The sequence below is a fragment of the Neorhizobium alkalisoli genome (assembly GCF_002968635.1).
Classification (GTDB): domain Bacteria; phylum Pseudomonadota; class Alphaproteobacteria; order Rhizobiales; family Rhizobiaceae; genus Neorhizobium; species Neorhizobium alkalisoli.
Genome location: NZ_PVBN01000009.1, coordinates 1 through 13,139, shown reverse-complemented (window position 1 = coordinate 13,139; position 13,139 = coordinate 1). Strand labels below are relative to the sequence as shown.

Below are 13,139 nucleotides of genomic sequence, written 5' to 3'. Positions count from 1 at the left end.
ACATATTGTCCGCAATCAATCCTTGGCCCGACGTTCAAAACCAGTTAGAAGTCGTGCGTTACTTATATTAGTAAATGGCGGATATATGAATGAACATGCGGGCGGGCGGCACGGCACGTGCGCTGTCTTTTCGGGCTAACTCCAGGAAATGTTGAAGATTTCGCGGTTTTTCCCGATTGCGCCCATCGGCGCGTACCTGGTTGCGCTTGCAGCCGGCGTGGCTTTGCCCCTGCTGATTTTCGTCGGTTATCTGATGACGGAACTCGAGTCGAACGAGCGCGCGATTCTTGCCAACGAGACGGCCGAGGACGCGCAGCTTATTGCCCGCTCCGTCGACCGTGAATTGCAGGACATGGCAACGACGCTGCGGATCCTCGTGACGTCGCCGGAACTCAAAAACGGGGATCTGAAGGCATTCCACAACAGGACGCAGAACAGTCTGCGCTCGAATTCGCTCTATGTGCTGGTGGTCGATTCCGATGGTCAGCAGAAGCTCAATACACGTGTGCCTTTCGGAACGCCGCTCTCCAAGGTGTCGAACCTGTCCGAATTTCAGTCGGTGTTGCGCAATGGTGTGACAGAGGCGTCCAGTGTCTTCTACGGGGCAACCAGCGGCAAGCATGTGTTCAACATAACGATGCCCCTGCCCAAGGAGGTTTCTGCTGCCGGCGCAGCGATGATCATCACCCAGAATGCCGAGGATCTGCAGAAGCTCGTTTCGGCGGAAGGGCTTGCCGCGGGCTGGTCCGTCGCCATCGTCGACGGCATGGGTAATGTGGTTACGTCCGTCGGGGCGGATACATTCGCCTCGGGCTCTGCTTTTCCGGCCCACACCCTGAAGCTGATGACGGGCTTCAAGGGGACGATCGAGGACATGAGCGGCGATCGCAGGCAGATATACGGTTATTCGCAGATCACCGGCTGGACCTGGAAGGCGGTCGTCTGGGGCCCGATCGATACGGCGCAGGCAAGCATTCTCACCACATGGCGGCAGTTGATCGGGGGCGGCGCGGTCTTTCTCGCGGTCGCCATGCTGATCGCCTGGCTCGTCGGGCGTCAGCTTCGGATTCCCATCCGCCAGCTTGCGCAAATGGCTGAGCGCATGGGCAGGGGCGAGATCGTTTCCCCCGTCGAAACCAAAATCCGGGAAGCCAATCAGGTGGCGGTGGCGCTGTCGAATGCGTCCTTCGACCGTAGCGAGGCGGAGGATCGCATCCATCTGATCCTGCATGAACTCGTGCATCGCACGAAGAACATCCTCACTCTGGTGCAGGCCATGATGCGCCAGCTGGCGCGGCAGGACACCACCATGGACGAGTTCCAGAAGGCCATCAGCGGTCGTCTGCAGGGGCTTGGCAAGTCCATCGAAGCGCTCGCGAAAGAGCAGTGGTCGGGGGTCTCGATCCGCCGGGTGGTCGAAATTCATATGAGCACCTTCGGCGACGTTGCCGAACGGGTCGAAGTTCAGGGAGAGAATTTCACCCTCAAGGCCGAAGCCGTGCAGAATCTGGGCCTCATCCTCCATGAGCTCGCGACGAATTCCGTGAAATATGGTGCGCTTTCGACGCCGCACGGCAAGGTGCGGATCGCCTGGAAGGACCTGCTCGAGGACGAAGCCGACGAGGTGAAGCTCCGCCTGGTATGGGAGGAAAAGGACGGGCCTCTGGTTCATGCGCCGTCACGCACAGGCTTCGGCACCACCATCGTCAAGCGTCACGCGGCGGCGGCTTTTGGCGGGCAGGTCGAGATCGATTTCAATCCGCAGGGGCTTTGCTGGAGGTTGACCGCGCCGCGCGCTGCTTTCGAGCGGGGCGAGGGCGCCGACGACCTGAAGGACATAGCGATTTAGCTGCGGGCCGGAACGAAGGTGTTGCTTTGTCGTTAAAACGGCCATGGACGCGACTCTCATCACGATCGACATCGATCAGGATACCCTTCACACCATCGGCCTCACCTATGTCAGCGATACGGAACCGGGCATTCGCAGGCTTCGGCGCGGCAAGGGATTCTGCTACCGCCTGCCCGATGGGGCGCTGCTGGCGGACAAGCGGGAGCAGCAAAGGATAGCAGCACTCGGGCTGCCGCCGGCCTATGAGAATGTCTGGATCTGCCTGGATCCTCGCGGCCACCTGCAGGCAACCGGCTATGACTCCCGGGGTCGCAAGCAATACCGATATCATCCCGACTGGCAGAATTTCCGCAGCGAGCGGAAGTTCGACCAGCTCTTGAGGTTCGGCGAGGCGCTGCCGCGGATTCGAAGCCGAGCGAAACGGGATCTGGCGCTTGGTCTTGATAAGAGCGATGCGGTGATTGCTGCGCTGGTCGCACTCTTGGATGCGACGCATCTGCGGGTGGGAAACCGCGCCTATGCAAAAGAGAACAGGACCTACGGCGCAACGACCCTCTTGAAGCGCCATATGACACTCTCCGACGACGCGATCCTCCTGCGCTTCACAGCCAAGGGCGGAAAGAGGGTGCGGCATACCCTGAAGCATCCGCGCCTGCAGCGAATCCTCGAAGAAATAGCGGATCTGCCCGGACGGCAGCTCTTCTCTTGGCCGGATGAACAGGGTGTGCCGCATCCGGTGGATTCGGGCCGGTTGAACGCCTACCTTGCCAAGGCGGCCGGTTTTCCCGTGTCGGCAAAGACGTTCCGCACCTGGGGAGGGAGTCTTGCCGCCTTCAATGCTGCGTGGGATTTCATGGAAGCGGAAGGAAAGCCTCCGAAGATAAAAATGATGGCGCAGGCGGCGTCGGACGCCTTGCACAATACGCCTGCGGTTTGCCGCTCCAGCTATATCCATCCGAGCATTCTGGGGCTTTCTGAAAACCCGGCGCTGCTGGAAAAGGTCATGAGGGATAAGACGGTCATGAATGGACCGAGAGGCTTGAGGGCGAGCGAGTACCGTCTGGTGACATTTCTGAGAGAGGCTTCCCGGGAGAACCCGCCAATGACCGCCCGCGAAGCACTGCGGGCGGCCGTTGCAGAATTGGCTTAAGATCAGGCCGCGCGGCGATCGTGGGGGCCTTCCTGGACTTCCTCGACAATCTTGTCGATGAACTGGGGAAGATCCTTTGGGGACCGAGAGGTGATGATACCGTTGTCGACGACGACCGCCTCGTCCTTCCATGACGCGCCGGCATTTCTGATGTCGGTGCGGATGGAATGATAGGATGTCGCCTGGCGGCCGCGAAGCGCATCCGCCTCCACCAGCAGCCAGGGGCCATGGCAGATCGCGGCAACCGGCTTGCCGCTCTTCACGAAGTCGCGCACCACCTTCACGGCTTCCTCATTGACGCGGAGAAGATCGGGATTGATCTGGCCGCCGGGCAAGACGAGAGCGTCGAATTCCTCGGCCTTCACGTCCTTCGCCTCGAGATCGACCGACACGGTATCGCCCCAGTCCTTTTCGTCCCAGCTTTTGATTTCGCCCATCTTGATCGATGCGATCTTGACGTTGGCGCCGCGCTTTTTCAACTCCTCCAGGGGAACGCGCAGTTCCGACCGTTCGTAGCCGTCGGTGGCGAGAATAAGGATGGAAGCGGAATCGATAGCGGTCATTCGTTACTCCTTACGAGTTTCGTTGGGGCGGCTTACAATCTGCCGGTGGAGAGGTCGCGGCCGTTGATGGAGGCCGGAACGCTGATTTCGTCGCGGGGCGACTTCGGTAGAGGCAGGATCACCGCTTCTGGCACAACCACCTGAAGTTCCTCGGGATGTGCCACAGCAAATGTCTTCTTCTCGTGCTGGAGTCCGGTAAGCCTGTTCCGAAGCATTTTGAAAAAGTGTCGCATGTTCATTTCTCCCGTCGCGAAGCAAGGGCATTCTGCCCTCTCACGAATGGCAAACCCATGCGGTCGGGAATCGTTCCAAGTTTTTCTCAGAGCGTTACGTAAAGTTATCGAGGGGCTTGGAACAAAACTCGGCATACCGCGTTTTCGGCCGGATGTTCGCGGCGCTGCCGCAAAACACTTGCCAGGTGTTGGCCGAATGAATGATGACCGCTTGGCTGCCTCCGGCCAGCCAATTCGATCAGGACCACGCCCGGGCCACAACGGCATCTGCCGCCACGATTATCTCCTCCTTCTCGTCTTTCCTCTGCTGGCATCCTGCTCGGGGGTGCAGTCGGTGCTCGATCCGGCGGGGCCGGAGGCGGCGGGCGTCGCGACGCTCTTCTACACGATGCTGATCGGCGGGGTCGTCATCTGGTCCGGCGTCGTCGGTCTGTTCTTCTACGCCGTGCGCAAGAGGAAGGTCCACTCGACGAAGACGGCGGGTCGGCTGATCCTGTGGGGTGGAGCCGTTTTCCCGACCGTCGTGCTTGCTGCACTTCTTGGCTATGGCGTCTGGCTGATGCCGGCCATGCGGCCCTGGTTTCAGGACGATGCACGCGGCATGCGTCGTATCGAAGTAACCGGCGAGCAATTCTGGTGGCGGGTCCGGTATCTTGGCGAAGACGGCAAGCCGGTCTTCGAAACGGCAAATGAGGTGCGCATCCCCGTCGGCGAGCGGGTGGCCTTCCTGCTCAAGTCCCCGGATGTCATACATTCCTTCTGGATTCCTGTTCTCGGAGGCAAGATGGACATGATTCCGGGGCGTGAAAACCGGTTGACGCTTGTCGCCGGGAAGCCGGGGACCTATCGCGGGGTCTGTGCCGAATTCTGTGGCCCGTCCCACGCGCTGATGGCCTTCACGGTGCATGTCATGGAGAGGCAGGATTACGAGGCCTGGCTTTCGGCGCGGAAAACATCCTCGGGAGCCGGGGACGCGGAGGGCCTGGCGCTTTTTCTCAGACACGGCTGCGCCGCCTGCCATGCGATCTCAGGCACGGAAGCGCGCGGCACGATCGGTCCCGACCTCACGGGCTTCGGGGAGCGCGGCAGCGTCGGCGCCGGCACACTCGCCAATACGGCCGAACATATCGCGCGGTTCATCCGTTTCCCGGACGGGGTCAAGCCGGAGGTCCGGATGCCTCATTTCTCCATGCTGGCGGATGCGGATGTCGAACGGATCGCGGCTTACCTGAAGGGGCTACGATGACCGCAGAGCTCGGCAATTTCTCAGCGGAAGAAAGGGCGGCCCAGGAAGAACGGCTCCGCAAGGTATGGGAGACGCCGAAGGGGCTTCGTTACTGGACATCGGTCAACAACAGCGAGATCGGCCTCTGGTATGGCGTGACGGCGTTTGTCTTCATGCTGTTTGCCGGCCTGCTCGGGCTTTTGATGCGCCTGCAGCTCGCGGTGCCGAACAACGATCTCATCTCCGCGGACCTCTTCAACCAGGCCTTTACTCTGCACGGCACGGTGATGATGTTCCTGTTTGCGGTGCCGATTTTCGAGGCGATCGCGATTTTCCTGCTGCCGTCGATGCTGGGCGCTCGCGAGCTGCCTTTCCCGCGGCTGTCGGCCTTCGGTTTCTGGAGCTTTGTGCTCGGCGGGATCTTCGTCTGCGGCTCGATCTTCTTCAACGCGGCACCGAGTGCCGGCTGGTTCATGTATCCGCCGCTTGCCACCAGCGAGGAGTTTTCGGGCATAGGTGCGGATATCTGGCTGCTCGGGCTTTCCTTCATCGAAGTGGCCTCGATCGCGGCTGCCGTCGAGATTATCGTCGGCATCATGAAATGCCGGGCGCCCGGCATGCGCATCAATCTCATGCCGATGTTCGCCTGGTATCTCCTGATCGTCGCGGGCATGATCCTGTTCGCCTTCCCGCCGCTGATTGCCGGCGACATCCTGTTCGAGATGGAGCGGATGTTCGACTGGCCGTTCTTCGATGCGGAACGGGGCGGAGATCCGCTGCTCTGGCAGCACCTTTTCTGGATCTTCGGCCACCCTGAAGTCTACATCATCTTCCTGCCCGCGATCGCGCTGATGGCGATGATCGTGCCGACCTTTTCGCAGCGGCCGATCGTCGGTTATTCCTGGATCGTGCTGGCGGCGGTCGGCACCGGCTTCCTGAGCTTCGGCCTCTGGGTGCACCATATGTTCGCGACTGGCCTGCCGCAGATTTCGCTCGCCTTTTTCTCCGCTGCGTCGGAAGCGGTGGCGATCCCGACGGGCGTGCAGATCTTTGTCTTCATTGCCACCATGCTTGCCGGCCGCGTGATCTTTTCGGTACCGATGCTGTTCGGCGCCGGCGGCGTCATCATCTTCGTGGTCGGTGGACTGACCGGGGTGATGGTGGCATTGGTCCCCTTCGACTGGCAGGCGCATGACACCTATTTCGTCGTCGCGCACCTCCATTATGTGCTGATCGGCGGCATGCTGTTTCCGATCGTCGCCGGCATCTATTATTATTTCCCCTTCGTGAGGGGCAAGAAGCTCAGCGACGCCTGGGGCAAGGTGGCGTTCTGGCTGATGTTCTGCGGCTTCAACATCGCCTTCTTCCCGATGCATTTTTCCGGCCTGCGCGGCATGCCGCGCCGCGTCTTCACCTATCCCGGAGACATCGGCTGGGACTGGTTCAACCTCGTCTCGACGATCGGCGCCTTCATCTTCGCCTCGGGCGTCGCAACTGTCGTCATCGATATTCTGAGGCCAAAGCCCAAGCCGGCGGCGCGCGATCTCAATCCCTGGAATTCCGGCACGCTGGAATGGACGAACGATCCGGAAGAAAGCTGGGGCATGCGCTCGGTACCGATCATCACCAGCCGCTATCCGCTCTGGGACCAGCCGAACCTGCAGCGCGACATGGAGGCCGGCCGCTTTTATCTGCCGGATGCGACGTCCGGCGAACGCGAGACGCTGGTCACTTCGGTGCTGGATGCCGATCCGATCCAGTGCCTGCGGGTCGGCGGCACCTCCTATGTGACGATCATCTCGGCTCTTGGGCTCGGCGGCGTCTTCATCGCGCTCACCTTCCACTGGTGGATCACCACCATCATCTGTGCCGTCATCACCTTCGTCGCCATCATCGTCTGGCTGTGGACGGGGACGGCGCCGATCCCGGAGGAGCCTGAGATCGATGTCGGGCTCGGCCTGAAATTGCCGATCTATGTCTCGGGTCCGGCGTCGGTCGGCTGGTGGGCGATGTTCATCACCATGGTGGGCGACGGTACGGCATTTGCCAGCCTGATCTTCGGCTATTTCTTCTACTGGACGATCCACGAGGACTTCACCGCCGCAGCGCAAGGGCCGGGCATTCTGTGGCCGATCGTGGCCCTGGTGCTCTTCGTTGTCGCCTGGGTGCTGACGCTGCTTGCGCGGGAGCTCAACGAGAAGGGAACGGTCGGGGCGCGGCTGGCGCTCGTCGCGTGCTTCATTGTCACCGTCGCGGCGTTGCTTGCGGGCCTGGCAGGTCCCTATTTCCACGCCATGGATCCGACCGCCAATGTCTATCCCGCCATCGTCTGGGTCCTGGTCATCTGGACGGTGACGCATGCGGTTGTCGGCGGGATCATGCATCTCTACTGCCTGGCGCGCAGTTTTGCTGGCAGGATGACGTCCGAATATGACCAGGATATCCGCAACGTCACGCTTTACTGGCACTTCATGGCCGTGACCGCCGTCGTGACCTTCGGCGTGATCGGCCTCTTTCCGATGGTAACAGAATGAAGAGCTTCATTCCGCGCGAAGTCGAAACCCTCTGGACGCTGTTTACCGCGCCCACTGTCTGGGCGCTGCATTTCGTCGTGTGCTATGCGGCGGTCGCAATCTTCTGCGCCAAGGGGATGGCCGAGGAGATCGCGTTCGGCACCCTGCGGTTGGGGTTGGGGATCTTCACGCTGCTGGCGCTCGCGATGATCGTGCTGTCGTCCTATCTCGCGTGGAGGCAATGGGGTTTCGGATCGGGAGATCCTCCACACGACGCGGCGACGCGGGAGGATCGCAAGTATTTTCAAGGTTTTGCGACGCTGCTTCTCTCCGGCCTCAGTTTCGTGGCCGTCGTCTATGCCGCCATTCCGCTGATCTTCATCGCGGAGTGCCAGCCGTGAAGCGGACCGCCCTCGTTTTCGGTCTTGTCCTGCTTCTCCTGCTCTGGGCGATCCTCCCCTTTGCCGATCGTGGTTCCTTCTCCGTCCACATGATCGCGCATATGGGCGTGGTGGCAGGTGGTGCGCCACTGATCGCCGTCGGCCTTTCGGGAACCCGCCTCGATTTCACTGCCGGGCGGGCCTGGCTCACCCCCTTGCTCGCCTCGCTGATCGAGTTGTTCGCCGTATGGGGCTGGCATGTGCCAGCAGTGCGGGCTCTCTCGGAAACCTCTACCTTCGTCACGGTGCTGGAACAGCTCGTCTTCCTGGTTGCGGGGCTGACGCTCTGGCTGACCTGCCTCGGCGGCGCCGTCGCTGGCCGGGAAGAGCGGCGGCTCGCGGGCACGTTTGGCCTTCTCTTCACCTCGATGCACATGACATTGCTCGGCGCGCTTCTGGCGCTTTCGCCACGACCGCTTTACGGTGGCGAGGAGGTAAGCTGTTTCGGCGTCGTGCTGAGTGCGGGGGCGGACCAGCAGATAGGCGGCGTGGTGATGCTGCTCGTCGGCGCGGTGGTTTATCTGGCCGGCGGCATAGCGCTCCTGGCGCGCACGCTGAACATTGATGCGCCAAAGCCTTTGGGGAGGAGAGGCCAATGACGATCCCGCGGAAATATCTGATTGCCCTGATCGTCATATTGCCGCTGCTCGGCATGGTTTTCGCCTGGTCGGGATTGATGAGCGTCAGGGCCAGCACGGGCCACTGGGGTGTCACGGACTGGTTCCTGCACTGGGTGATGAAGAATTCGGTGCGTACCGCCGCACTGTTCGTGGAGGTTCCGCCGCTCGACGATCCGGCGCTCCTGCCACCCGCTGCCGGCCACTACGAGACCGGCTGTGCCATCTGTCACGGCTCGCCGGCGCAGGGGCGGTCCGATGCCGTGCTCGCCATGCTGCCGCAGCCGCCCGACCTGAAGATGGTCGCTCCGACATGGACCGACGCCCAGCTCTTCGAGATCGTCAAACACGGAGTGCGCTTCACAGGTATGCCGGCCTGGCCGACCGAGCTTCGGGACGACGAGATCTGGGCGATGGTCGCCTTCCTGCGCAAGCTGCCGGAGATGGACACGAACGCCTATCTGCAGGTGTCCGGCCTGCACGGCATAGGCCATGCGGGCGAGGTCTCGCCGCTGCCGATCACCTGCGAGAGCTGTCATGCGGAAAAGCGGCTTACCCCACACAGTATCGTTCCGCGGCTCGCGGGCCAGTCGGAAGCTTATCTGCTCAACAGCCTCAAGGCATATGCGGAGGAAAAGCGCCCGAGCGGCATCATGCAGGTCGCAATCGGTACGCTCTCGGAGGAAAGCCTGCCGGAGCTTGCGAGCTATTATGCCAAGCAGACGCCGCCTGTCCGGCAGCGAGGGGAAGCCGATCCGCAACTGATCGAAAGGGGGCGGGAGCTGGCGGAAAGAGGAAGGCCGGCTGACAAGGTGCCGGCCTGTCTGAGCTGTCATGAAAAGGCCGGCGGCAACCCGGCCTATCCGCGCCTATCGGGTCAGACCGCTCCTTACCTGGAGCGTCAACTTCGCCTCTTTCATACCGGTGCCCGAGGCGGCGGCCCATTCAGTCACCTGATGACCGAGGCAGCCAGAAGTCTAAAGGACGAGGACTTTGCCGCTCTCGCGGCCTTTTTTGCAAGCCGCGAGAGCAGGGGCCTTTGAATTCAAGGCCACTCTCTCCTCCCCAGGAGCTCTCAAAAATCAGACTGGAATGACCAGCATGTAGCATGCCGCGATCACGAGAACGAAGCCTGCCGCTTCCACCCATTCCCTGACCATAGACGCCTCCATCGCTTCCCTATCAAGTGAACGAGAAAACACCATTCTAGTTCCACGAAATGGCCATAAACGTGGCGGAATTGCCATAAATGTGAAGTGCTACGGTTAACGGCGTCTCAACGGTCGTCCGCCTCGGCCCGGGCGCGGGCCGCTTCGAGGATCGCGCGAACTTCGCGGGCGGCGGAGTTCTCGATCGCGAAGGCTTCTTCAGGCATCACACCGGGGTCCTCCTCGTTGTCCTTGAATGTGGCATCATCCCTCAGCCGTCTCAGGAAAGAGGAGATGGTGACCTCTCCGCCGATCATGGCCGCCAAAAGCTCGATCATCAGCTCTCGGTGCGCGTTCAGGCGTCCTTCCAGTTCCTCGGGTGTCAGCGCCGACATCTTAATCCTCCTGGCGAATTTCCATTGCTCAGGGAGATAGGGGACCGTTCGACGGAGGGAACAATCGGCGGGACCGAAAGTTCACCCCTCAACAAGGATATGGAGAAGACCATGGCAGACTTCGTCAGATCAGGGACAGGACACGGAGAACGGGACGTACGCGATCGCCTGATCCTCGCCCTTTATGCCCAGCTGAAGGCGGAGCGGCAGACGCGGGAAGCGCTCGAATATGTGATCCGCGAAGGCGCGATCTCCCCCGAGGTCTTGGAAGCGATCGCCAGCGATCCGGTTCCCGTTGCGGCGGCGGAAGACGTGGCTGCGGTGGAAAAGGTCATCGCGCTCGACGCCCATCGGCGGCGCGCCGCCGCCAGCAAATCCGATGGAGAAGAGAAGAAATGAAACGTCTGATCCTCGCCCTTTCGACCGTGGTTCTTTTGGGCGCCTGTAGCGACAGCAATGAAAAACAGAGCGACCCGATCAACAACACACCGCCGCAGCAATCCAACAACACGGCACCCGCGGACAAGGACCCCACGCCTCAGACAAGCACCGGCGGCCAGAGTCCCGCCACCTCGCCGTCCGGGACAACCAGCAATCCGCCCGTAACCCCTCCCCCGCCAGGAACGGGCAATCCGTAGATTTTAAAGCTCTAGGGAACGATTTGTTGTGCCGCACCATTATCAAGCGAAAACTTGGAAGGGTGCCGCATGGACACGAAATCGAACCATTTCACAGTGGAGCCGGGATACTGGCATCAGCTGGGAGCCAGTTACGACGGCGACGGGGTTAACTTCGCCATCTTCTCGGCCCATGCGGAGCGGGTCGAGCTCTGCCTGTTCGACAACAGCGGGAAGATCGAAATCGCGCGGCTGGAGCTGCCGGAATATACCCACGAGATCTGGCACGGCTACGTGCCGGGCCTCAAGCCCGGCACGCTCTACGGTTACCGCGTCCACGGCCCTTATGATCCTGAAAACGGCCACCGTTTCAACCCGAACAAGCTGCTGATCGATCCCTATGCAAGGGAACTGGTCGGCGACGTCAAATGGAATGAAGCCCATTTTGGCTATGACCTCCTGCACGAGGACAAGGATCTCACTTTCGACGAGCGCGACAGCGCGCCGTTCATGCCGAAATGCCGGGTGATCGATCCCGGCGAATTCGACTGGAAGGACCAGAACCGACCGAACATTCCCTGGCCCGCCGCCGTCATCTATGAAACGCATGTGAAGGGCTTCACCCAGCTCAATCCGGCCATCCCGAAAGAACTGCGCGGCACGTTCGAGGGCATGGGCCACAAGGCTTCGGTCGAATATATCAAAAGCCTTGGCATCACCTCCGTCGAGCTGATGCCCGTCCACGACTTCCCGGACGACCAGCATCTGCTCGACAAGGGGCTCAAGAATTTCTGGGGCTACAACACGCTCGGCTTCTTTGCGCCCGCCTCCCGCTATTATGGCCCAAGAGGCATCCAGGGGTTTCGCGACATGGTGCGCGCCTACCACGACGCCGGTATCGAGGTCATTCTCGACGTGGTCTACAACCATACCGCCGAAGGAAACGAACTCGGGCCGACGCTCTCCCTCAAGGGCATCGACAATTTCTCCTATTACCGCACGATGCCGGACCAGCACCGTTACTATATCAACGACACCGGAACCGGAAACACGGTCAACACGTCCCATCCGCGGGTGCTGCAGCTGATCATGGATTCGCTGCGCTACTGGACGGAACACATGCATGTCGACGGTTTCCGCTTCGATCTCGGAACGATCCTCGGCCGCGAGCCGGAGGGTTTCGACCAGCGTGGCGGCTTCTTCGATGCCGTGACGCAGGATCCGGTTCTCTCGAAGGTGAAGCTGATCGGCGAGCCCTGGGATATCGGTCCAGGCGGCTATCAGGTCGGCGGTTTCCCGCCGGGCTGGGCCGAATGGAACGACAAGTACCGCGACACGGTTCGTGAATACTGGAAGGGCACGAACGTCTCCACCGATTTTGCGGCCCGCCTGCTCGGTTCAGGCGACCTCTACGACCAGCGGGGCCGACGCCCCTGGGCCAGCGTCAACTTCATCGCTGCCCATGACGGGTTCACCCTCAATGACCTCGTTTCCTACAACGAGAAGCACAACGAGGCGAACGGCGAGGACAACAACGACGGCCACAATGACAACCGCAGTTACAACTACGGCGAGGAAGGTCCCACCGAGGACGAGGGCATCAACGCGGTTCGTGACCGTCAGAAACGCAATTTCCTCGCAACCCTGTTCTTCTCGCACGGCACGCCGATGCTGCTTGCCGGCGACGAATTCGGCCGCAGCCAGATGGGCAATAACAACGGTTATTGTCAGGACAGCGAGATATCCTGGGTCCACTGGGAGGATCTGCCGGAAACCTGCGAAGCGCTGCGGGAATTCACACGTCACATCATCAAGCTGCGCAAGGAGCAGCCGCTGCTGCGGCGCGAGAACTGGCGCGACGGCCTGGATATCAAATGGTTCAATGCCGGCGGCGGCTTCCAGACGCCGGAGCAATGGGACGAGGGTTCGACACTTGGTCTCTATATCGGCCGGCCCGATCTTCGGGAAGAGGAAGGCATCTGGCACGACGTCCTGCTGCTCTTCAACCCGTTCGAAGGCAATGTGCCGTTCCGTATCCCGCAATTCGGCGAGGGCGGCTGGGTGCTGGAGCTCACGACCTCCGATACCGCAAGGCGCGGGCAGGTGATCACCAAGGAAAAGGACTTCGAACTCGAAGGCCGCAGCCTGGTGCTCTTCCGCAGACCGTGACGCGGACCGATCGACGGCAGAAAACCGGCCCAAGCGGCCGGTTTTTGCGTTCTAGAGCGTTTCATCGCTTGACTGAATCTGATGGGATTCCCTGTGGGCCGGTTTTGTGATTCAAGGTGCTGGCTGGGCGGAGGCCAGCATCTGATGACACGAGCTCTTTCGAATGATCTTCGCGAGCGTGTTGTGGCGGCGGTTGTGGCCGGTGAGAACTGCCGTTCGG

General features: G+C 61.1%; 14 protein-coding genes. 10 read left to right on the top strand and 4 right to left on the bottom strand.

Going from position 1 to position 13,139, the window contains the following annotated elements; genetic code table 11:
- Positions 1–148: 148 nt before the first annotated feature.
- Positions 149–1,849: a sensor histidine kinase gene (locus C5L13_RS18930; protein WP_105384830.1), complete on the top strand. Its 1,701-nt coding sequence runs from the start codon at positions 149–151 to the stop codon at positions 1,847–1,849.
- Between the two features lie 70 nt (positions 1,850–1,919).
- Entirely contained in the window at positions 1,920–2,999 is a 1,080-nt protein-coding gene (locus C5L13_RS18925) for a DNA topoisomerase IB (protein WP_170117293.1), read from the top strand.
- Between the two features lie 2 nt (positions 3,000–3,001).
- Here the strand turns inward: C5L13_RS18925 and C5L13_RS18920 are convergent, their stop codons facing one another.
- Positions 3,002–3,562 (bottom strand): type 1 glutamine amidotransferase domain-containing protein, encoded by a 561-nt coding sequence (locus C5L13_RS18920; RefSeq protein ID WP_105384828.1) that lies wholly within the window; start codon positions 3,560–3,562, stop codon positions 3,002–3,004.
- Between the two features lie 32 nt (positions 3,563–3,594).
- Positions 3,595–3,795 (bottom strand): hypothetical protein, encoded by a 201-nt coding sequence (locus C5L13_RS18915; RefSeq protein ID WP_105384827.1) that lies wholly within the window; start codon positions 3,793–3,795, stop codon positions 3,595–3,597.
- A gap of 196 nt (positions 3,796–3,991) precedes the next feature.
- On the opposite strand from C5L13_RS18915, the gene coxB reads away from it, so the two are divergent.
- From coxB to C5L13_RS18895, 5 genes are read left to right on the top strand one after another with little or no spacing between them, the layout of a single operon-like run.
- Entirely contained in the window at positions 3,992–5,041 is a 1,050-nt protein-coding gene (gene coxB / locus C5L13_RS18910; RefSeq protein WP_105384826.1) for a cytochrome c oxidase subunit II, read from the top strand.
- On the top strand, positions 5,038–7,554 hold the full coding sequence (gene ctaD / locus C5L13_RS18905; protein ID WP_105384825.1) for a cytochrome c oxidase subunit I: 2,517 nt from the start codon (positions 5,038–5,040) through the stop codon (positions 7,552–7,554). Before coxB ends, ctaD begins: the two co-directional genes overlap by 4 nt.
- The gene (locus tag C5L13_RS29305) at positions 7,551–7,934 is read left to right on the top strand and encodes a hypothetical protein (RefSeq protein ID WP_245571352.1); all 384 of its coding nucleotides are present in this window, start codon (positions 7,551–7,553) and stop codon (positions 7,932–7,934) included. The genes ctaD and C5L13_RS29305 overlap by 4 nt, the downstream gene beginning before the upstream one ends.
- Complete coding sequence (locus C5L13_RS18900; RefSeq protein WP_245571350.1) at positions 7,931–8,572, top strand: cytochrome c oxidase assembly protein; 642 nt, start codon at positions 7,931–7,933, stop codon at positions 8,570–8,572. The genes C5L13_RS29305 and C5L13_RS18900 overlap by 4 nt, the downstream gene beginning before the upstream one ends.
- A complete protein-coding gene (locus C5L13_RS18895; protein ID WP_105384823.1) occupies positions 8,569–9,633 on the top strand; it encodes a c-type cytochrome in 1,065 nt (354 codons plus the stop codon). The genes C5L13_RS18900 and C5L13_RS18895 overlap by 4 nt, the downstream gene beginning before the upstream one ends.
- Before the next feature lie 39 nt (positions 9,634–9,672).
- Here C5L13_RS18895 and C5L13_RS29480 read toward each other — a convergent pair whose 3' ends face one another.
- Positions 9,673–9,795, bottom strand: a complete 123-nt coding sequence (locus tag C5L13_RS29480) for a hypothetical protein (RefSeq protein WP_280952630.1) — start codon at positions 9,793–9,795, stop codon at positions 9,673–9,675.
- A 71-nt stretch (positions 9,796–9,866) separates the two neighbouring features.
- On the bottom strand, positions 9,867–10,133 hold the full coding sequence (locus C5L13_RS18890; RefSeq protein WP_105384822.1) for a hypothetical protein: 267 nt from the start codon (positions 10,131–10,133) through the stop codon (positions 9,867–9,869).
- Between the two features lie 111 nt (positions 10,134–10,244).
- On the opposite strand from C5L13_RS18890, the gene C5L13_RS18885 reads away from it, so the two are divergent.
- The 3 genes from C5L13_RS18885 to glgX all read left to right on the top strand — a co-directional run bounded on the left by C5L13_RS18885 (position 10,245) and on the right by glgX (position 12,919).
- Entirely contained in the window at positions 10,245–10,532 is a 288-nt protein-coding gene (locus C5L13_RS18885) for a hypothetical protein (protein ID WP_105384821.1), read from the top strand.
- Positions 10,529–10,771, top strand: coding sequence for a hypothetical protein (locus tag C5L13_RS18880; protein WP_105384820.1), 243 nt, complete (start codon positions 10,529–10,531; stop codon positions 10,769–10,771). The genes C5L13_RS18885 and C5L13_RS18880 overlap by 4 nt, the downstream gene beginning before the upstream one ends.
- A gap of 69 nt (positions 10,772–10,840) precedes the next feature.
- On the top strand, positions 10,841–12,919 hold the full coding sequence (gene glgX, locus C5L13_RS18875; RefSeq protein ID WP_105384819.1) for a glycogen debranching protein GlgX: 2,079 nt from the start codon (positions 10,841–10,843) through the stop codon (positions 12,917–12,919).
- Positions 12,920–13,139: the final 220 nt, after the last annotated feature.